This is a genomic window from Streptomyces sp. NPDC052012, assembly GCF_040689265.1.
Lineage (GTDB): Bacteria > Actinomycetota > Actinomycetes > Streptomycetales > Streptomycetaceae > Streptomyces.
This window is the reverse complement of the sequence record NZ_JBFAXA010000001.1, coordinates 208,931-227,485: the sequence shown is the minus strand read 5'-3', so window position 1 is coordinate 227,485 and position 18,555 is coordinate 208,931. Positions and strand designations below refer to the sequence as shown.

Below are 18,555 nucleotides of genomic sequence, written 5' to 3'. Positions count from 1 at the left end.
CGTCGTGCCGTGGCCGTCGCGTTCAGCCCACGCCGACCGCGCTCCACGCCGCCGCGACCGCCTTGTGCTCCGTGCCGCCCTCGCCGTAGAGGTCGCCGGCCGCCTTCAGTGTGGCCGTGCGGGCGCCCGCGTAGTCGGTCGACGAGGTCATGTGGACGGTCAGGGCGCGGTACCAGATCCTGCCGAGCTTGGCGCGGCCGATGCCGGTGACCGTCGAGCCGTCGCAGGTCGGGGAGTCGTGGGCGACGCCGCCCAGGGTCTTCGCGCCGCTGCCCTCGGCGAGCAGGTACGCGAAGTGGTTGGCGACGCCGGAGGAGTAGTGGACGTCGAGGTCCTTGACCGAGGTGTCCCAGCAGTCGGCGGACTTGCCGTCCTTCGACGGCTTGTCCATGTAGCGCAGGGCGTCCTTGCCGAAGCCGTCCCGGACGATCTTCTCGCCGATCAGGTAGTCGCCGGGGTCCTCCGGGTTGGCCGCGTGGAATTCGACGAGGGTGCCGAAGATGTCGGAGGTGGCCTCGTTGAGCCCGCCGGACTCGCCCGAGTACGTCAGGGCGGCCGTCTTCGAGGTCACTCCGTGCGTCATCTCGTGCCCGGCGACGTCGAGCGAGACCAGCGGGCCCATCTGTGTGCCGTCACCGTCTCCGTAGGTCATGCAGAAGCAGCTGTCGTCCCAGAAGGCGTTGTTGTACTTGTTGCCGTAGTGCACACGGTTGTAGGAGCCCTTGCCGTCGCCCGCGATGCCGCGGCGGCCGTGGACGTCCTCGTAGTAGTCCCAGGTGACGTCGGTGCCGTACTGGGCGTCCACCGCGGCCGTGGAGCGGTCGGACCCGGTGCCGTCGCCCCAGTGGTTGTCGGCGTCGGTGAAGACCGTGGCCGGTGCCCGGGTGAGGCAGACGGCCAGGACGCACAGGTCGGTCTTGTTGCCCGCGTCGCCGGTGTAGGTGCCGCCGCGTGTGGGGTCCTTCAGCTGGTACGCCGATCCGGAGGGCGTGGTCTCCAGCGGGACCGTGCCGCCGTACAGGGACCTGCCGTCGCCGGAGGCGGTCTCGATGCTGTCCCAGGAGTCGATGCGGGCGCCGGTGTGCGCGTCGGTGAGCACGGTGCGGGCGACGGGGTTGCCGAGGCCGTCCTGGGCCACCGCGTCGGTGCGCCAGGCCAGTCGGGGGGTGCCGTGCAGGGCGTCGACCACCAGCCGGGGCTTGGCGGTGAGCTTCCTGAGGGTCTCGCCGAGGTGGGCGGCGCGCAGGGCGTTCGCCGCGAGGTCGGCGGCCTTGGGTGCGGTGAGCTTCGGGGTGACGGTGGACAGGTCGATCGCGGACTTGGTCGCGCGGTCGGCGCCGAGGTAGGTGCCGTCGGGGGCGAGGTGGACGACGAAGTCGCCGCCGAGGACGGGGAGCCGGCGGTAGGTGCGGTCGTAACGGATGTGCTGGGTGCCGTCCTTGTCCACGATCACGTCGCGCACCTCGGTGTCCTGGGCGGCGGTGAGGCCCAGGGCGGCGGCGTGCTCGGTGAGGGCCGATGCCGCGTGGCCGAGCGCGGTGGCGCGGGTCGGCCGGTCGGTCGCGCCGGCGGTGGGGGACAGGGCGGCGGCCAGCAGGGCGGCGCCGGTGACGGCCACACCGGCGGTGACGGGACGGGGACGTCGGACATGCCGTATCGGGCTCAAGCGGTCTCCTGGGACGGGCGCCCCGATGCGGGTGGGGGGAGGGGCGGCGGGGATGGTGACCGCGATTCAAGTGGGGCCGGACATGGCATGTCCATAGCGGGAATGTGGGGGTGTGTGAGGGGTGAGAATCGTTCCTGCAAGGCTCCGGTGGCACTTCGGTGCAGAGGGGCTCCGCCGACCGTCCCCGCAGGTGAACGCGTGACTCTCCCCTTCTTCGTCTACGGCACCCTCCGCCCCGGCGAGGTCAACCACGACCTGTTCCTGCGCGGCCGTACGCTCGCGGAGGAGCCCGGCCGGCTGCCGGGCGCGGTGCTGTACGACGGGCCGGGCTATCCGTACGCCGTGGAGGAGCCGGGCGGGGTGGTGAGCGGGGAGCTGATCACGGCCCGCGAGGAGGAGTACACGGCCCTGCTCGCGGAACTGGACCGGCTGGAGGACTACGCGCCGGGCGATCCGCGCAACCTGTACGAGCGGGTGGAGCGCGAGGTGCTCCGTACCGCCGACGGCACGGCCGTACGGGCCTGGGTGTACGTCGCCGCCCCCGCCGTCGCCGCACGGCTGCGGGGCCGGGGGAAGCCGGTCGAGGGCGGGGACTGGCGGGGCCGGGGGCGCGCGGACATCCCCTGAGGGGGGTCACCCGTTCACAGCCGCGTCGCGCACTCTTCGGGCAGTTCACTCTCATACGCCCGGCCGGACGCCGGTGACCTGCTGAAACGCGCGGGCCGAAGCAGCCCGCCCGGCCCGTCTGACACCCATTCAGCCCGCCTCCTGACGCCCCCTCAGGGAGCGGGCGGGGCCCGCCGGCACTTACCTCGGTAGGGCAGGGACGCGTCCGACGGCGGCACATGGGGGTGCCGCGGGCCGTGCTCCCTTGGTGAGCTCGAGGGAGCATCGATGCGACGTACCGCCCGGCTGCTGACCGGCACCGCGCTCGCCGTGGCCACCGCGGGGGCGCTCGCGGCACCCGCGTACGCCGGTCAGGCCACCGCCCCAAACGGCCGCCCCTTCGGCACGTCGGCCGGGAGCCTGGACGTCTACCCGTCGTCGGCCGTGCCGGGCGGGCAGGTCACGGTGAACACGGCGGCGTGCGACGACGAGGGCGCGACGGAGGGCGACGCCACCGCGGTGGGCGCGGGCCGCTTCACGCTGGCGCCGAGCACGCACGAGCAGGAGATGATCGGGCAGTTCCGGGTGCCGCCGAGTGCGCAGCCGGGGACGTACGAGATCGTCGCGACCTGCGCGGAGAGCGGCCGGCGGGTGGCGGGCGACCTGGTGGTCACGCTGTCGGCCGGGGCGCAGCAGGTGTACCCGCGAGGAAGTGTGAAGACGGGGGTCGGGGGCGCGTTGGGCCCCGACCCCGTGCAGACCGCGGCAGGCGTGGCGGCACTGGCCGTCGCCGCCGCGGGCGGTACCTGGCTCCTGCATCGCCGGGCGAGAGGCGACGGGATCTGACGGGCACCCTCCGCTGCCCGTCCGCCGGTACCGCATGTCCCTCCCCCTCCGGGTCCGACGCCCCTCGCGGCCCGGAGGGGGGCACGGGGCCGATTCAGGAGAGGTCAGTTCGTCATGCGCCGCAGCTTGTGCAGGATCGGCAGTCCGGGCAACGCCGCCATAGCCGCCGTCACGGTGTTCGCGCTGTGCTCGGGGATGTGGCTGCTGCGCAGCGGCGCCGAGTCGCAGGCGCCGCCGCAGCCGTCCGTCGCGCAGGCGCGCTCCGGTGGTGACGACCACGGCGGCGGCCGGGCCGCGGCCCCCGCGCTGCCGCCCTCCCCGCCCGACCGGGTCCGCATCCCCGCGATCGAGGTGAACGCCCCGCTGACGGGCCTCGGTCTGACCGGCTCCGGCAGCCTCGACGTGCCGCCCGCCGACCGGGAGAACCTGGCCGGCTGGTACGAGGCCGGCACCACCCCCGGCGAGACCGGCACCGCGATCATCGCGGGCCATGTCGACAACGCCGACGGCCCGGCCGTGTTCTACTCCCTCGGCGCCCTGCGCAAGGGCGGCACCATCGAGGTGGACCGCCGCGACGGCAGCGTCGCGGTGTTCACCGTGGACGCCGTCGAGGTCTACGACGCGCGGGACTTCCCCGACCGGAAGGTCTACGGCGCGGCGAAGCGCCCCGAGCTGCGCGTCATCACCTGCGGCGGCGGCTACTCACGCACCACGGGCTACCAGGGCAACGTGGTCGTCTTCGCCCACCTCACCGGCAGCCGCTGACGCCCGCAGCGCATGAGCCCTGCCCCACTCCCCCAGCGGCTCCAGCGCCGCGTTGAGGGCGGCGCCCTCCGGGGTGAGCGAGTACTCCACGCGGGGCGGCACCTCGTCGTGATCCTCGCGGTGCACGATGCCGTCGGCCTCCAGCTCGCGCAGATGCGAGGCGAGCACCTTCTCGGTGATGCCGGGCAGCTCTCTGCGCAGCTCGCCGAAGCGGCACGCCCGCACCGACAGCGCCCACAGGATGAGCACCTTCCACTTGCCGCCGATCACGTCCATCGCCGCGTCGATCCCGCACACGTGACCGCCCGGCCGCCGTCCCGTCGCCATGCACGCCACCCCGTCCCACGTCGCTGCCTGCACCCTTTCCCCGGGGTAAGCGCCCACTTCGAAGTACGTACTTGATCAGGCCCTTCCCCGCGGCGAGCGTAGTCGCCATGACCGACAACACCGTTGCTCCGCTTCCTGTTTCCCCCACTCCCGTGACCGTCCTCGGCACCGGTGACATGGGCTCCGCGCTGGCCCGCGCCTGGCTCGCCGCCGGGCATCCGGTGACCGTCTGGAACCGCACGCCCGCACGCGCCGAGCCCCTGGCCGCCGAGGGCGCCGCCGTCGCCGCGAGCGCCGCCGAGGCGGTGGCCGCGAGCCGTCTGGTGATCGCCTGCCTGCTGGACGACGCCTCCGTCGGCGCGGCACTGGACGGCGCCGATCTGGCCGGGCGGGACCTGGTGAACCTCACCACCGGCACCCCGGGCGAGGCCCGCGCCCGCGCCGCCTGGGCCGGGGCGCGCGGCGCCCGTTTCCTGGACGGCGGGATCATGGCGGTACCGCCGATGATCGGCGACGAGAAGTCCGGCGCGTACGTGTTCTACAGCGGCTCGCGCGCCCTGTTCGAGGAGCACGAGGACACCCTCGCCGTCCCGGCCGGCACCCGGTACACCGGGGACGACCCGGGCTTCGCCGCGCTGCACGACGTGGCGCTGCTGAGCGCGATGGGCGGCCTGTTCGCCGGAGTCACCCACGCCTTCGCCCTGATCCGCCGGGAGAACATCCCCCCGGGGGACTTCGCTCCCCTCCTCGCCTCCTGGCTCACCGCGATGACCCCGGCCGTGCACCGGACCGCCGAGCAGCTGGAGAGCGGCGACTACACCAAGGACGTGGTCTCCAACCTCGCCATGCAGTCCGCGGGCAACGCCACCCTGCTCCGCACGGCCGAGGAACAGGGCGTCAGCCCCGAGCTGCTGACGCCGTACATGGACCTGATGGCCCGCCACGTCGCCGCCGGCCACGGCGACGAGGACGGGACGGGCATGATCGACCTGCTGGTCCGGCCCACCGGTCCCACGCCCTGACCTCTCAGCTCACGGACGGCGCCCCGTCCAGCAGTTCGGCCGGCAGGACGCGACGGGCCCCGATCACCTCGATCCCGAGCATGCGCCCCGCCGCGTCCAGGTCGAGCATCACCTCGGCCTCCGGCGCGACCCCGTCGACGGCGACCTGCCGGACGGCGGCTCCGTCAGCGATACGGGCGACGAAGGAGACGTAGGCGGTGTCGTTCTCCCGGTCATACTCGATGTGCATGTCTGAACTCCCAGCGAGCGGCGATCAGTTGCGGCCAACGGACACGACGTTCCCGGCCTTGTTGACCACCACCCAGATCTTTCCGCTGACGTACTTCCAGGTACCGGCCGTCTTGCCCTTGGTCTTCTTGCCGTTCTTCACGGTACGCGCAACCATCTCCTCGCTGATGCCCCGCTGGGCCATGCGCTTGGCGGCGTGCCGGGAGATGCTCTTGACGCCGGTGGAGAGCAGAAGCCGTCCGGCGACGATCGCGAGGGGGATGAACCACGCGGGGTCCGCCACCACCGGGTAGGCCGTGTTCGGCCCGGGCCGCACGGTCTGCACGAGCGCGCCGTCCTCGATGCGGTAGTCGGTGGGCACCGCCTCGCCGCTCGCGTCCTTCGCCCAGGGCGCGTCGAACGTGCCGAGGTATTCCTCACCCCGGCTGACCAGGATGGTCCCGTCCTCCAGTCGATCGAGGGCCGCGTCTGCGGGCAGACCGAGCGGGAAGCGGTACTCGGTCGGGGCATCCGCGTCCTTGAGCGTGACCAGGGTGCGCACCCCGTCCCGGTTGGGCTGGACGGCGAGGTCGAAGTCTCCGGCACCGGGATACACGACAGTTCCGTTGGCACTCACCGTGGCTGCCGAGTCACCACTGCCGGGAAGGCTGAGACGGAGCACCTCGCCGTCGTGGGTGAGTTCCAGGGATCCGTCGGCGGTGGCGGGCGCGGTGATGTGCGTGGTGGACGTCTCAGTGGTCAGCTCCGCGCGGGCGGCACCACCGCCGAGCGGGGTCGGGCGCACCAGGTCGGCGGTCCCCGTGACGTGTTCGATCGTCTGGGCCGCCTGCGCGACACGGGCGGACCTCGCGTCGGCGTGGTCGGCCGCCGCGTGCGCCTCCGTGGCGGTCACCAGTACCGCGCCTGCCGTACAGGCCGCCACCAGGATGCGTGCCGTAGTGCGTCGGGATCGGACCGGTCGGACTTGGGTGCCGTGCATGTGATTCCTTGCTGAAGGCCCGCAGAGGGGGCGTCGGTTGATCGGTGCAACGGATCATCGCAACGGTGGGCCGGCTGCCGACATCCGTCGATGAGCGGGAGGCGAATCCGCCGTTCGGCGGGGTAGGGCGCCGAACGGAGGGGCCAGGGGGAACTGCGGCGGCAGGGCACCGGGGAGGGCGGACTGCGGATGGGGCGGGAGCCGGTTGCCGGAGGGCCGGTTGCCGAAGTCGCCGGACCCGCGGGACGGTTCGCGGGCACGCCGGGACGCCGCGTGTGGCAGGTGGCACACGGTCGCGGCGCAACGCCCCGCGGCGGACTTCCGTCGTACCGAGCGGCGGGCAGACCGCACGTAGGTGGGGAGCGAGAGTGATTCGAGTCGCGGTTGTGGACGACGAGCCGTTGGCCCGCGCCGGGCTGCGCGTGATCCTCGATTCCGCGGAGGATCTCACGGTGGTGGCCGACTGCCCCGGTGTGAACGCCGTCGAGACCGTGCGCAGGCGGAGCGTGGACGTCCTGCTGCTGGACATCCGTATGCCCGTCGTGGACGGGCCGGCCGTGCTGCGCGAGGTCGTGCGGCTGCCGAATCCCCCGGCGGTGGCGATGCTGACCACGTTCGACAGCGGCGACCACGTGGACCAGGCGTTGCGTCAGGGCGCGGCCGGATATCTGCTGAAGAACACCGCACCCGAGCAGCTGATCCATGCGGTGCGGGTCCTGGCCGCCGGTGGCAGGCTGCTGGCTCCCGAGGCGGCCGGACGGGTGATCGACGGTTACCTGGCCTCCGGCCGCGACGCTGAGGCCGAACGCCGCGTCCGGGTACTGAGCGAGCGTGAGCGCCAAGTGCTGGCCCTGGTCGGAGCCGGGCTCAGCAACCGTGCCATCGCGGGCAGACTGCACCTCGCGCACAGCACCGTCAAGGACCATGTCAGCTCGCTGCTGGCCAAGCTCGGCGGCCTCAACCGTGTACAGGCCGCGGTGGTCGCTGATCGGGCGGACCTGGCCGGTTCCCCGCGGGACGAGTGGTGAGCGGGGCCGCGGCGCGTGCCGCCTCCCACGCGCTTCCGGTCGTCGTGGCCCTCGTCGACGGGCTCATGGTCAACGGGCTGTCAGCCGGTCCCGGAACCTGGCTGGCCGTCGGCGCCGCCTGGGCGCTGCTGCTGCGTCGGCGAGCGCCCGAGCTCCCCCTGCTCATCGGGCTGCCGGGCCTGTATCTCGGTCACCTCGCCTTCGCTCCCCTTATCGCGTTGTACTGCGTCGCCCTGCGGCGCAGCCGCGTCCTCGTCGGTGCGGCAGGCGGGGCGGCGGTGGCCGCGGCGTGGTTTCTCCCCCACCCGCTGACAGGCGTGTCCTCTCTCGTGCTCGACCGGGCAACCATGCTGGTGGCCCTGGACTGCTGCGGGGTGGCCACGGCCGTCGTCGTGCTCGGCCGGTCGGCGCGGTCCCGGCAGGAGCGGCTGAGGGAGATGGCGGCGAGACGGGCCTGGGAGAACCGTCTCCTCACCGAACGGGTGCTGGCCGGCGAACGCAACCGGCTGGCTCGGGAGATGCACGACGTGGTCGCGCACAAGGTGGGTCTGATCAGCCTTCAGGCGGCAGCGCTGGAGGTCGGCCGGCTCGAGGACACGGACGTCCGGGCGGGCGCTCGGCTGATCCACGAGTTGTCGGCGCAGACCATCACCGAGCTGCGGCACATGGTGGGAGTGCTCAGGACCTCGGGTGGCGCGGAGGCGGAGGGTGTCCTCGGCCGCATCCATCCGTGCCTCGCGGACCTTCCCGAGCTGGTACGCGGCTGCGGGGTCCCCGCCGATCTCGAGGTGCCGGCCGTCGTCGTCAAGGTGCCCGAGGCTGTGGAACGGGCCGCCTACCGCACATGCCAGGAGGCCCTCACCAACATCCGCAAGCACGCCCCCGGCGCTCGTGCGCGCGTACGAGTACACCTCGTCGGCGGCCACCTGCGCGTGGAGGTGCACAATTCGCCTCCGCATCCGGCCGGACCAGCGTCGCGACTCCCCGGAGGAGGGCACGGTCTGGTGGGACTGCGGGAACGGGTTCTCCTCCTCAACGGGGAGTTCCACGCCGGTCCGGCACCCGGCGGCGGCTTCGTGGTGCGGGCGCTTCTGCCCGTGAGCGCGGCGCCGGTCGGCCACTCCCCCGGTCCGGTCGCGTGGGGTCGGTCAGGCCACCCACTGCTCGTACGCCATGTTGCCCACCAGGGCGAACACCACCGTCAGCAGCACGATGCGGACGAAGCCGCTGCCCTTCTTCAGGGCCGTGTGGGCGCCGAGGGTGCCGCCTGCCAGATTGAAGACGGCCATCAGGGCGGCCAGCTGCCACAGGACCGCGCCCTGCCAGGCGAACATCGCCAGGGCGCCCGCGTTGGTGCAGCAGTTGACGATCTTGGCGGTGGCGGAGGCCGTGACGAGGTCGAGGTGGAGCAGGGCGGTGAGGGCCAGGACGAGGAACGTGCCGGTGCCGGGGCCGATGAAGCCGTCGTAGAAGCCGATGCCCAGGCCGGCCAGGCCGATCGCCGCGAGGATCCGGCGCGCGGTCGCCGGGCCGGTGGCGGGGGCCGTGCCGAAGGCGGGGCGCAGGATCACGAAGGCGGCCACCCCGAGCAGCACCACCATGATCACCGGTTTGAGGACGTCCGTGCTCATACCGGCCGCGAAGAACGCCCCGGCGGAGGATCCGGCGAGGGCGGCGAGGCCGATGCGGACCGCCGTCCGCACGTCGACCGGCGCCTTGCGGGCGTACGTCACCGCCGCGCCCGTCGTGCCTACGATCGCGACCGCCTTGTTGGTGCCGAGCGCGTGCGCGGCCGGGGTCCCGGCCGGCAGTCCGAGCAGCAGCACCGGCAACAGCAGCAGCCCTCCACCGCCGACCACGGCGTCGATCCAGCCGGCGGCGAGCGCCGCGAGGCAGAGCAGGACGACCATGGTCAGGGAGATGTCGGGCATGGCCGCGACCCTATGAACCGGATAGTTGTGCCGTCCATCAAGATGAGCGTTTTCTGAGGTTGGCCTCCTCACAGCCCCGCCCCACCGAGCCCCGGGAACCCTCACATCCACCCCGCTCCCCCGCTGAGGGCAGCGTTCCTCGCGGGAAACAGAAGGGATGCTGCCGGGAAACACCCGCACCGCACGCTCGATGGCATGACCTCGAATGAGCGTGTGGTGGTGATCGGCTCCGGCCTCGCGGGCGTACGTCTCGCCCGGCGGCTCGGCGAGCTCGGCACGCCCGTGACGCTGATCGGCGAGGAGGAGCACCGGCCCTACAACCGGGTCCTGCTCGCCGAGGTGCTGGCCGGGCGTTACAGCCCCGAGGTGATCGCCCTGCCGGCGCCCGCGGAGCTGACCCGCGCCCGGGTCACCGGCATCGACCGCGCCGGCCGGACCGTCACCTGCGCGGACGGCTCGGTGATCGCATACGGCCGGCTGGTCCTCGCCACCGGCTCCAACCCGGTGCTGCCGCCGCTGCGCGGACTGTTCACCGCCGATCACGAGCTGCCCGAGGGCGTGCACGCCTTCCGCACCATGGACGACTGCCTGGGGCTGGCCAAGGCGGTACGGCCCGGCGTGCGGGTGGTCGTCATCGGCGGCGGCCTGCTCGGGGTCTCCGCGGCCCGCGCGCTCGCCGTGCGCGGCGCCCAGGTCGTCCTCGCCCAGCAGTCCGAGCGGCTGATGGAGCGCCAGCTCGACCCGGCCGCGTCCAAGCTGGTCAAGCGGCATCTGACCGACCTCGGCGTGGAGGTGCACACCGAGTGCCGGGTGCGGGACGTGCGCTGCGTCGCCGGCGCGGTCCGCTCGGTCGAGATGGCCGACGGCTACGCCCTCGACGCCGACATCGTGGTGCTGGCCTGCGGGGTGCGCCCGAGGGTGGCGCTCGCGAAGGCGGCCGGCCTCGACGTCGGCAAGGGCATCGTCGTCGACGACGAGCTGCGCACCTCCGACCCGTACATCCACGCCGTCGGCGACTGCGTCCAGCACGCCGGAACGGTGTACGGGCTGGCCACCCCGGCGCTCGAACAGGCCGACGCGCTCGCCGAGCTGCTCGCCGGGGACGCGGACTCCCGCTACACCGGCACCCGTTCGCTGACCCGGCTCACGCTCACCGGGCACGAGGGCCCCTTCGACCTCGCGGCGTTCGGCGAGACCGAGCCGCTGCCGGGCGACGACGTCGTCCAGCTCACCGACGCCACCCGGGGCACCTACCGCAAGGTCGTCGTCCGCGACGACCGCCTGGTCGGCGGGGTTCTCGTCGGCGAACTCGGCACCGTCGGCGCCCTCGCGCGCGCCTGGGAGGGAGCAGAGCCGCTCCCCTCCGGCGGCGGGCCCCTGCTCCACCTGCTCACCAACGATGGAGGCTCCTGAATGACCGCCAACCCGGGGGGCACCCCCACGATCGTGCTCGTCGGCCACGGCATGGTCGGCCAGCGCTTCCTCGAAGCGCTCGCCGAGCGCGGCCTGACCGCCACGCACCGCGTGGTCGTGCTGTGCGAGGAGCCGCGCCCCGCGTACGACCGCGTCCAGCTCACCTCGTACTTCTCGGGCCGCACGCCCGAGGACCTGTCCATGACGGACCTGGAGTTCATCAAGGACCACGGCATCGAGCTGCACGTCGGAGACCCGGCGCAGAGCATCGACCGCGCGGCGCGCAGGGTCACCGCCCGCTCCGGGCTGGTCGTCGACTACGACGTCCTCGTGCTGGCCACCGGCTCCTACCCGTTCGTGCCGCCGGTGCCGAACAAGGACGCCGAGGGCTGCTTCGTGTACCGCACCATCGAGGACCTGCTCGCGATCGAGGAGTACGCGAAGAAGGCGACCGTGGGCGCGGTGGTCGGCGGCGGTCTGCTGGGCCTGGAGGCGGCCGGCGCCCTCAAGGGCCTCGGACTGACCTCGCACATCGTGGAGTTCGCGCCGCGGCTGATGCCCGTGCAGGTCGACGAGGGCGGTGGTGCGGCGCTGCTGCGCACCATCGAGGAGATGGGCCTGTCCGTCCACACGGGCGTCGGCACGCAGGAGATCGTGGTCGGCGCGGACGGTGCCGTCACCGGCATGAAGCTGTCCGACGGCTCCGAACTCGCCACCGACATGGTGGTGTTCTCCGCCGGTGTCCGCCCCCGCGACCAGCTGGCCCGCGACTGCGGCCTCGCGGTCGGCGAGCGCGGCGGCATCACCGTCGACGAGCAGTGCCGCAGCGTCACCGACCCGCACGTCTTCGCGATCGGCGAGTGCGCCCTGGCGGCGGACGGCCGGGTCTACGGCCTGGTGGCCCCCGGCTACGAGCAGGCCGAGACGGCCGCCGCGACCATCGCCGAGGACGAGGCGGCCTTCACCGGCGCGGACCTGTCGACCAAGCTCAAGCTGCTCGGCGTGGACGTGGCGTCCTTCGGCGACGCGCACGGCACGACCGAGGACTGCCTGGACGTCGTCTACTCCGACTCCCGCGCGGGCCTGTACAAGAAGCTGGTCATCGGCCGCGACGGCACGCTGCTCGGCGGCATCCTGGTCGGCGACGCGGAGGCGTACGGCACGCTGCGCGCGCTGACCGGCTCGGTCCCGCCGATCGCGCCCGAGTCGCTGGTGCTGCCGGCCGGTGCCGGCTCGGGTGCCCAGCTCGGCCCGTCCGCGCTGCCCGACGACGCGGTGATCTGCTCCTGCCACAACGTCACCAAGGGCACCGTCCGCGGCGCGGTCACCGAGCACCGGTGCACCACCGTGCCCGAGGTGAAGAAGTGCACCAAGGCCGGTACCGGCTGCGGCAGTTGCGTGAAGGTGCTCGGCCAGCTGGTCAACGCCGAGCTGGAGGCGAGCGGCGTCGAGGTCGACAAGGGCCTGTGCGGCTGCTTCTCCCAGACCCGCGAGGAGCTGTACGAGATCGTCCTCGCCCTGCGCATCACCTCCTACCAGGACCTCCTCGACCGCTACGGCCGCGAGGGCGCCCGGGGCGGAGACGGCTGCGAGATCTGCAAGCCGGCCGTCGGCTCGATCATCGCCTCCCTCGCCCCCGCGATCGGCGCCAGCAACTACGTCCTGGACGGCGAGCAGGCGGCCCTGCAGGACACCAACGACCACTTCCTGGCCAACCTGCAGAAGAACGGCTCGTACTCGGTCGTGCCGCGCATCCCCGGCGGGGAGATCGCGCCCGAGAAGCTCATCGTGATCGGCGAGATCGCCCGCGACTTCGGCCTCTACACGAAGATCACCGGTGGTCAGCGGATCGACATGTTCGGCGCGCGGGTCGAGCAACTGCCGCTGATCTGGGCCCGGCTGGTCGACGCCGGCTTCGAGTCCGGCCACGCCTACGGCAAGTCGCTGCGCACGGTGAAGTCCTGTGTCGGGCAGACCTGGTGCCGCTACGGCGTCCAGGACTCCGTCCGCATGGCGATCGACCTGGAGCTGCGCTACCGGGGGCTCAGGTCGCCCCACAAGCTGAAGTCGGCGGTGTCCGGCTGCCAGCGCGAGTGCGCCGAGGCCCAGTCGAAGGACTTCGGCGTGATCGCCACCGCCAACGGCTGGAACCTCTACGTCGGCGGCAACGGCGGCGCCACTCCGCGCCACGCCGACCTGCTCGCGCAGGACCTCTCCGACGCCGAGCTGATCCGCCTGATCGACCGGTTCCTGATGTTCTACATCCGCACCGCCGACCGTCTCGAGCGCACCTCCACCTGGCTGGAGCGGATCCCCGGCGGCCTGGACCACGTGCGGGACGTCGTCGTGCACGACTCGCTCGGCATCTGCGACGAGCTGGAGGCCCTGATGGCCGCGCACGTCTCGCACTACCGCGACGAGTGGGCGGAGACCATCAACGACCCCGAGAAGCTCGCCCGGTTCGTGTCCTTCGTCAACGCCCCGGACACCCCCGACCCGGTGGTCGCCTTCGTCCCCGAGCGCGACCAGATCAAGCCCGACCTGCCGCTGCTGAACATCGGCCTGCGCCCCGCCGACGAGATCCTGGAAGGAAGCGCCCAGCGATGACCCTGGCACTCGAGACGACCGACCTGAAGGTCCAGCTCCGCCTGGCGGACGACTGGTTCACGGTCTGTGACCTCAGCACGCTGATCCCGGGCCGCGGGGTGGCGGCGCTGCTGCCCGACGGCCGCCAGGTCGCCGTCTTCAGCGACCGCGCCGGCCGCCTCTACGCCATCGACAACCGCGATCCGTTCACCGGCGCGGCGGTCCTCTCCCGCGGCCTCACCGGCAGCCACCAGGGCCGCCCCTTCGTCGCCTCGCCGCTGCTCAAGCAGCGCTTCGACCTGGAGACGGGGCAGTGCCTGGACGACGAGGGCGTACGCGTGACGGCGTACGAGGTGAAGGCGGTGTGATCACCGCGTAGGGCGGAGATCCCGAGGCGCAGGGCGCGCGCATCCGTGGACCGGGTGCGCGCGCCCTGTCATGCCCGTTTGCCCGCACCGCGCGCCCGGGGCCGTGTCCTGCGTAAGGTGGACGGGCGTCATTGTGTTTTCAACCATTCCGTTCCGTCTCGAGCCCCATCCACCCGACACGGAGGCGTGAACCATGACTCCCCAGCAGCCCCGGCCCACCCGGCGCGCCGTCCTCGGCGGTGCCACCGCGACCGCGCTCGCTCTGGTCGCCGGCACCGGCAGCGCGCAGGCCACCGGCCGCTCGTCCGCCTGGCCGACCGAGTTCCCGCTGCCCGACGGCTGGCTCCCCGAGGGCATCACCATCGGCAGCCGCCCGTACGCCTACATGGGCTCCCGCGCCGACGGCGCGATCTACCGCACCGACCTGCGCACCGGGAAGGGCCGTGTGCTCCACGACGGCGCCCCCGGTCTCGCGGCCATCGGCCTCAAGCTGGACGACCGCGACGGCCTGCTCCACGTCGCCGGCGGCGCGGGCGGCACGGCACGGCTCGTGGACGCCCGCACCGGCGACCTGGTCCGCACGTACGAGCTCACCGGGAGCACCGGCCACTTCGTCAACGACGTGGTGCTGCTCGGCGACCGCGCCTGGTTCACCGACTCGCGCGACGCCGTCCTGTACGGCGTCCCGCGCGGCCGGCGCGGGGAGGTCCGGGCGCTGCCGCTCGGCGGCGACTGGGAGCAGCTGCCCGACGTCAACAACGCCAACGGCATCGTGAGCACCCCCGACGGCCGCGGCGTGATCGTGGTCAAGAGCACGCCGGGCGAGCTGTACCGGGTGAGCCTGCGGACCGGGCACGCCACCAGGATCGCCCTGTCCGGCGTGGAGAACGTGGTCAACGGGGACGGTCTGGTCCGTGTCGGCCGCACCCTGTACGTGGTGCAGAACCGGCTGAACGTGGTCACCGTGTTCGAGCTGGACGCCGACGCGACGACCGCGACGCTGCGCCGCTCGATCACCGACCCGCGCTTCGACGTCCCCGCCACCGCCGCGCGTTTCGGCGACCGTCTCTACCTGGTCAACGCCCGCTTCACGAGTCCGCAGACGCCGGAGACGACGTTCACGGCGGTCGCGGTGCCGTTGCGGTGACGCACGGGGTGTCTCAGGAGGCGGCCTTCGGCAACGCGTAGCGCACGCCGGTCAGGTCCTCCGAGGCCGCCCACAGCCGTTCGGTCATCGTGTCGTCGAGGGTCCAGGGCGCCCGCCAGGACGGTGCGGGCGCCCCGCGCCACATCGCGAAGGACGGTCCGACGAACGCGTCCGGGCGGACGGCGGGCGCGGTCGCGGCGTACAGCAGCGGGAGGGCGCCCGCCTCGGCGGACTGGGCGACGATCCGGTTGCCGAGCCGCATCAGCCGCTCGGCGGCCCGGCGCCCTTCGGCGCGCGGGCCCGCCGTCTGGAGGTTGGTGGCCGCGTACCCGGGGTGGGCCGCGGCGGCGGTCAGCCCTGCCCCGTGCGCCGCCGCCCTGCGCGCCAGCTCGTGCGTGAACATCAGGTTGGCGGACTTGGAGCGGGCGTAGGCCACCCAACGCCGGTACCCGCGCCCGCTGTCGAGGTCCCGCAGATCGACGTTGGCCAGCGCGTGCATCATGCTGGACACGGTCACGACCCGGGCCTCGGGCGCCGCGAGCAGCGCGGGCAGCAGCAGCCCGGTGAGGGCGAAGTGCCCGAGGTGGTTGACCCCGAACTGGGTCTCGAACCCGTCCGCGGTCGTGCCGTGGGGCAGCGCCATCACGCCCGCGTTGTTGACGAGCAGATCGACCCGCCCGTACGGCAGGGCCCGCGCGAACTCCCGTACGGAGCCCAGGTCGCCGAGGTTCAGGGGGCGCACCTCGGCCTCCGCGTCCGGCACTTCGTCCCGCAGCCGGTTCAGCGCCGCCCGCCCTCTGGTCTCGCTGCGGCAGGCGAGCACCACCCGGGCACCGGCCCGGGCCAGTTCCGTCGCCGTCACCAGCCCGAGCCCGCTGTTGGCGCCGGTGACGACGGCGACGCGCCCGCTCTGATCGGGGATGTCGTGCACGGTCCAACCGGACATGGACGGATCACTCCCAGCGCTCGGTGAGGCTCTCACCCTACGAGCGGCGGGCGTCCGGCGTAATCGTCGGGCAGGGGCCGGGTGTCCAGGTAGAACCACTCGGCGCCGGGCGTGGGCGATGCGGCGGACAGGGCAGCGGCCTCGGCGCGCAGGTCGTCCGGGACCGCCACCCCGGCCGTCAGCCCGAGCCCGGCCGTGAACCCGCCCCCACCCGCCGGCCCACTCCCGGCGGTCGAACCGACCCCCGGACTCACCGCGTCCCAGGCCGTCAGGCCACTCCCGGACGTCGAACCGGTCCCCGGGCTCGCCGCGGTTCCGCCGGTCAGGCCGTTCCCGGCTCGCGGCGCGCGTGCTGCCGTACCGGTCTTGTCCGCCGCCGGTCCCGGCATCAGCAGCTCGACCCGCGTTCCCAGCCCTCGCTGCTGGGCGGTGAACTCCTCGACCTGGTTGCGGCAGGCGTGGTCGAGATGGGTCACGCCGGTCAGGTCGAGCCGGATGCGCGGCCTGCCCGACGCGGCGGCGGCCTCCAGCGCCTCGATGACCTGCGGCAACCGCAGGAAGGTGGCGTTCCCGGCCATGACGACCTGCGCCGTGTCCCCCTCGCTGTGCTGCCGGATCACCGTCTGCGACATGCGCAGCGCGGCCAGCAGGATGCCGGCGGCGAGTCCGATGAGCACGCCCTCCAGCAGCGCGGTCGCCACGATCACCAGCATGGTCAGGGTCATCACGGCGAACTCGCCCCGGTCCTGCCGCCACATCTTCGGGAACTCGCCCGGCGCGAGCAGCTTCCAGCCGCTGTGCACCAGGACACCGGCGAGCACGGAGATCGGGATGAGCGCCAGCACCTGGGGCAGCAGCAGGGCGAAGGCCAGCAGCCACAGGCCGTGCAGCGTGCGGGAGAGCCGGGTCTTCGCGCCCGCCTGCACGTTCGCGGAGCTGCGCGCGACCACCGCCGTCACCGGCAGCGCGCCGACGAGACCGGCCAGCGTGTTCCCCGCGCCCTGCGCGATCAGCTCGGTGTTGTAGCGGGTGCGCGGACCGCTGTGCATACGGTCGACGGCCGCCGCGGTGAACAGGCTCTCCGCGGAGGCGATCACCGTGAAGGTGACGACGGAGGTGAGCACGGCCGGTTCCGCGAGTGCCCCGAACTCCTCGGCCCCCGGCACCTGGACGGACGCCAGCAGATTGCCGACCTGGAGGGTCCGTACGTCCACCCCGGGCAGTGCGGCGACCACGCAGCCGAGTGCGACGGCGACCAGCGCGGCCGGGATCTTCCCGAGCGGCCCGGGGACCTTCTTCCACACGAAGCTGAGCACGATCGTGACGGCCCCGAGCAGGGTGGCGATCATCGCCTGCCGGTCGGTCAGGATGCGGGCCGTCAGATCCGGGACCCCGGCCATGTTCTCGATCGGCGTGCCCGGGGCCTTGGCGTCCGCCATCGGATAGAGCTGGCTGAACATCAGCGGCAGTCCGATGCCGGCGAGCATGCCCTGGACGACGGCGATGGAGATCGCCTGGAACATCCGGCCGAGCCGGATCAGACCGAGGACGATCTGCAGCAGACCGGCGAACAGCACGATCACCGCGAGCACGGCCACCCCGTGCTCCGCGACGGTCTCCGCGACCAGCGCGGCGAGCCCCGCGGCCGGACCGCTGACCTGCAACGTGCTGCCCCGCACCGCACCGACCACGAGCCCGCCGATCACCCCGGAGATGATCCCCAGTTCGGGCCGGACCCCTGAGGCGACGGCGACGCCGATGCACAGCGGCAGGGCGACGAGGAAGACGACGAGGGAGGCGGAGATCTCGGTGGCGAGCCCGGACGTGCCGGACGTGCCGGACGTGCCGGACGTGGCGGGCCCGGAGGACTTGGCGAGCCTGGAGGACCTGGCAGGCTCGGCGGTCTTGGCGGACTTCGCAGACTTGGCGGACTTGGCGGACCGGGTCCGTCCCCGTGCATGCGCCCCGCTCATACGGCGTGCACCCGGAAGTCACCGTCGTCGTCGAGTTCGTGCACGCTCCCGGTGTCGATCTCGTAGTACCAGCCGTGCAGCCGCAGCCGGCCCTCCCCGACCCGCTGCCGCACCACGGGGTAACTGCGCAGCGCCGCCAGCTGGTTGACGACATGTCCCTGCACCACGTCCCGCAGGGACGGATCGTCGGAGGCCGTCTCGAGCACCGGGGTCAGCTCGGGGCGGGCGATCCGCAGCCAGGCGTCCACACCGGGCAGCGCGGACAGGTCGTCGCCCGACTTCAGCGCGCCCATGGCTCCGCAGTGTGAGTGACCGCACACCACGATGTCCTGAACCCCGAGCACCTGGAGCGCGTACTCGATGGTGGCCGCCTCGCCGGAGGCCGCGGGCCGCCCGTAAGGCGGCACGATATTGCCCGCGTTCCGCAGCTCGAATATCTCGCCCGGACGCGCTCCGGTGATGAGTGCGGGAATGACACGGGAATCCGAACAGGTGATGAACAACACCTCCGGATATTGCCCGTCAGCCAGTTTCCGGTATGCGTCGCTCTCGAAATCGACCCGTCGCCTGAATGCCCGCGCACGGTCCAGCAGCGCCTTCAACTCTGCCTCCTGACAGGGGAGTTGGTGGTGTCCGACTCCTGCACCGTAAGGGACGCCGATACAGCGGAAGGTTAAGCGGCGGCCAGGATCCGGACAGAACTCGGTATTTCTTTCGGCGCGCC

At 72.7% G+C, this 18,555-nt stretch carries 17 protein-coding genes and 1 pseudogene; 10 read left to right on the top strand and 8 right to left on the bottom strand.

From position 1 onward, the window contains the following. Window positions 1–22: 22 nt before the first annotated feature. Window positions 23–1,666, bottom strand: a complete 1,644-nt coding sequence (locus tag AB0412_RS01005) for a M4 family metallopeptidase (protein WP_366400308.1) — start codon at window positions 1,664–1,666, stop codon at window positions 23–25. A 198-nt stretch (window positions 1,667–1,864) separates the two neighbouring features. Between AB0412_RS01005 and AB0412_RS01000 the strand changes: the two genes are divergently transcribed. From AB0412_RS01000 to AB0412_RS00990, 3 genes are all read left to right on the top strand, one after another. Beyond that, on the top strand, window positions 1,865–2,293 hold the full coding sequence (locus tag AB0412_RS01000) for a gamma-glutamylcyclotransferase family protein (protein WP_366400307.1): 429 nt from the start codon (window positions 1,865–1,867) through the stop codon (window positions 2,291–2,293). 267 nt (window positions 2,294–2,560) lie between these two features. Then, the gene (locus tag AB0412_RS00995) at window positions 2,561–3,118 is read left to right on the top strand and encodes a hypothetical protein (protein ID WP_366400306.1); all 558 of its coding nucleotides are present in this window, start codon (window positions 2,561–2,563) and stop codon (window positions 3,116–3,118) included. Between the two features lie 114 nt (window positions 3,119–3,232). Further along, entirely contained in the window at window positions 3,233–3,883 is a 651-nt protein-coding gene (locus tag AB0412_RS00990) for a class F sortase (RefSeq protein WP_366400305.1), read from the top strand. Here AB0412_RS00990 and AB0412_RS00985 read toward each other — a convergent pair. Continuing rightward, window positions 3,821–4,210: a helix-turn-helix domain-containing protein gene (locus AB0412_RS00985; RefSeq protein ID WP_366400304.1), complete on the bottom strand. Its 390-nt coding sequence runs from the start codon at window positions 4,208–4,210 to the stop codon at window positions 3,821–3,823. The genes AB0412_RS00990 and AB0412_RS00985 overlap by 63 nt on opposite strands. Before the next feature lie 107 nt (window positions 4,211–4,317). On the opposite strand from AB0412_RS00985, the gene AB0412_RS00980 reads away from it, so the two are divergent. Further along, a complete protein-coding gene (locus AB0412_RS00980; protein WP_366400303.1) occupies window positions 4,318–5,232 on the top strand; it encodes an NAD(P)-binding domain-containing protein in 915 nt (304 codons plus the stop codon). A 4-nt stretch (window positions 5,233–5,236) separates the two neighbouring features. Here the strand turns inward: AB0412_RS00980 and AB0412_RS00975 are convergent, their stop codons facing one another. Together AB0412_RS00975 and AB0412_RS00970 are read right to left on the bottom strand one after the other, a co-directional pair. Then, window positions 5,237–5,461 (bottom strand): DUF2283 domain-containing protein, encoded by a 225-nt coding sequence (locus AB0412_RS00975; protein WP_366400302.1) that lies wholly within the window; start codon window positions 5,459–5,461, stop codon window positions 5,237–5,239. A gap of 24 nt (window positions 5,462–5,485) precedes the next feature. Next, a complete protein-coding gene (locus AB0412_RS00970) occupies window positions 5,486–6,352 on the bottom strand; it encodes a DUF4258 domain-containing protein (RefSeq protein WP_366400301.1) in 867 nt (288 codons plus the stop codon). Window positions 6,353–6,807: 455 nt separating this feature from the next. Here AB0412_RS00970 and AB0412_RS00965 point away from each other — a divergent pair, with 455 nt between their 5' ends. Beyond that, window positions 6,808–7,467 (top strand): response regulator transcription factor, encoded by a 660-nt coding sequence (locus AB0412_RS00965; RefSeq protein ID WP_366400300.1) that lies wholly within the window; start codon window positions 6,808–6,810, stop codon window positions 7,465–7,467. A gap of 65 nt (window positions 7,468–7,532) precedes the next feature. Then, window positions 7,533–8,507 (top strand): annotated as a pseudogene (locus AB0412_RS00960) (histidine kinase); the annotation flags it as partial. Window positions 8,508–8,615: 108 nt separating this feature from the next. On the opposite strand, the gene AB0412_RS00955 reads toward AB0412_RS00960, so the two are convergent. Further along, a complete protein-coding gene (locus AB0412_RS00955; protein WP_366400299.1) occupies window positions 8,616–9,398 on the bottom strand; it encodes a TSUP family transporter in 783 nt (260 codons plus the stop codon). A gap of 195 nt (window positions 9,399–9,593) precedes the next feature. Between AB0412_RS00955 and AB0412_RS00950 the strand changes: the two genes are divergently transcribed. The 4 genes from AB0412_RS00950 (at window position 9,594) to AB0412_RS00935 (ending at window position 14,912) form a co-directional block, all read left to right on the top strand. Continuing rightward, on the top strand, window positions 9,594–10,811 hold the full coding sequence (locus tag AB0412_RS00950; protein WP_366400298.1) for an FAD-dependent oxidoreductase: 1,218 nt from the start codon (window positions 9,594–9,596) through the stop codon (window positions 10,809–10,811). Beyond that, on the top strand, window positions 10,812–13,418 hold the full coding sequence (nirB, locus tag AB0412_RS00945) for a nitrite reductase large subunit NirB (RefSeq protein ID WP_366400297.1): 2,607 nt from the start codon (window positions 10,812–10,814) through the stop codon (window positions 13,416–13,418). Further along, window positions 13,415–13,765 carry a nitrite reductase small subunit NirD gene (gene nirD, locus AB0412_RS00940; protein WP_366400296.1) on the top strand — a complete coding sequence of 117 codons (351 nt, stop codon included), beginning with the start codon at window positions 13,415–13,417 and terminating at the stop codon, window positions 13,763–13,765. The genes nirB and nirD overlap by 4 nt, the downstream gene beginning before the upstream one ends. A 193-nt stretch (window positions 13,766–13,958) precedes the next feature. Further along, a complete protein-coding gene (locus tag AB0412_RS00935) occupies window positions 13,959–14,912 on the top strand; it encodes a superoxide dismutase (protein WP_366400295.1) in 954 nt (317 codons plus the stop codon). Between the two features lie 13 nt (window positions 14,913–14,925). Here AB0412_RS00935 and AB0412_RS00930 read toward each other — a convergent pair whose 3' ends face one another. From AB0412_RS00930 to AB0412_RS00920, 3 genes are read right to left on the bottom strand one after another with little or no spacing between them, the layout of a single operon-like run. Then, entirely contained in the window at window positions 14,926–15,858 is a 933-nt protein-coding gene (locus tag AB0412_RS00930) for an oxidoreductase (RefSeq protein WP_366400294.1), read from the bottom strand. A 32-nt stretch (window positions 15,859–15,890) separates the two neighbouring features. Next, window positions 15,891–17,831 (bottom strand): SulP family inorganic anion transporter, encoded by a 1,941-nt coding sequence (locus AB0412_RS00925; protein ID WP_366400293.1) that lies wholly within the window; start codon window positions 17,829–17,831, stop codon window positions 15,891–15,893. Beyond that, window positions 17,828–18,433 (bottom strand): carbonic anhydrase, encoded by a 606-nt coding sequence (locus AB0412_RS00920; RefSeq protein WP_366400292.1) that lies wholly within the window; start codon window positions 18,431–18,433, stop codon window positions 17,828–17,830. Before AB0412_RS00920 ends, AB0412_RS00925 begins: the two co-directional genes overlap by 4 nt. Window positions 18,434–18,555 lie beyond the last annotated feature (122 nt).

Excerpts from the sequence above, each read along its gene's own strand:
- AB0412_RS00995 (WP_366400306.1), top strand. The coding sequence starts at position 2,561 with ATGCGACGTACCGCCCGGCTGCTGACCGGCACCGCGCTCGCCGTGGCC.
- AB0412_RS00990 (WP_366400305.1), top strand. The coding sequence starts at position 3,233 with ATGCGCCGCAGCTTGTGCAGGATCGGCAGTCCGGGCAACGCCGCCATA.
- AB0412_RS00985 (WP_366400304.1), bottom strand. The coding sequence starts at position 4,210 with ATGGCGACGGGACGGCGGCCGGGCGGTCACGTGTGCGGGATCGACGCG.
- AB0412_RS00980 (WP_366400303.1), top strand. The coding sequence starts at position 4,318 with ATGACCGACAACACCGTTGCTCCGCTTCCTGTTTCCCCCACTCCCGTG.
- AB0412_RS00975 (WP_366400302.1), bottom strand. The coding sequence starts at position 5,461 with ATGCACATCGAGTATGACCGGGAGAACGACACCGCCTACGTCTCCTTC.
- AB0412_RS00955 (WP_366400299.1), bottom strand. The coding sequence starts at position 9,398 with ATGCCCGACATCTCCCTGACCATGGTCGTCCTGCTCTGCCTCGCGGCG.
- AB0412_RS00950 (WP_366400298.1), top strand. The coding sequence starts at position 9,594 with ATGACCTCGAATGAGCGTGTGGTGGTGATCGGCTCCGGCCTCGCGGGC.
- nirB (WP_366400297.1), top strand. The coding sequence starts at position 10,812 with ATGACCGCCAACCCGGGGGGCACCCCCACGATCGTGCTCGTCGGCCAC.
- nirD (WP_366400296.1), top strand. The coding sequence starts at position 13,415 with ATGACCCTGGCACTCGAGACGACCGACCTGAAGGTCCAGCTCCGCCTG.
- AB0412_RS00935 (WP_366400295.1), top strand. The coding sequence starts at position 13,959 with ATGACTCCCCAGCAGCCCCGGCCCACCCGGCGCGCCGTCCTCGGCGGT.
- AB0412_RS00930 (WP_366400294.1), bottom strand. The coding sequence starts at position 15,858 with ATGTCCGGTTGGACCGTGCACGACATCCCCGATCAGAGCGGGCGCGTC.
- AB0412_RS00925 (WP_366400293.1), bottom strand. The coding sequence starts at position 17,831 with ATGAGCGGGGCGCATGCACGGGGACGGACCCGGTCCGCCAAGTCCGCC.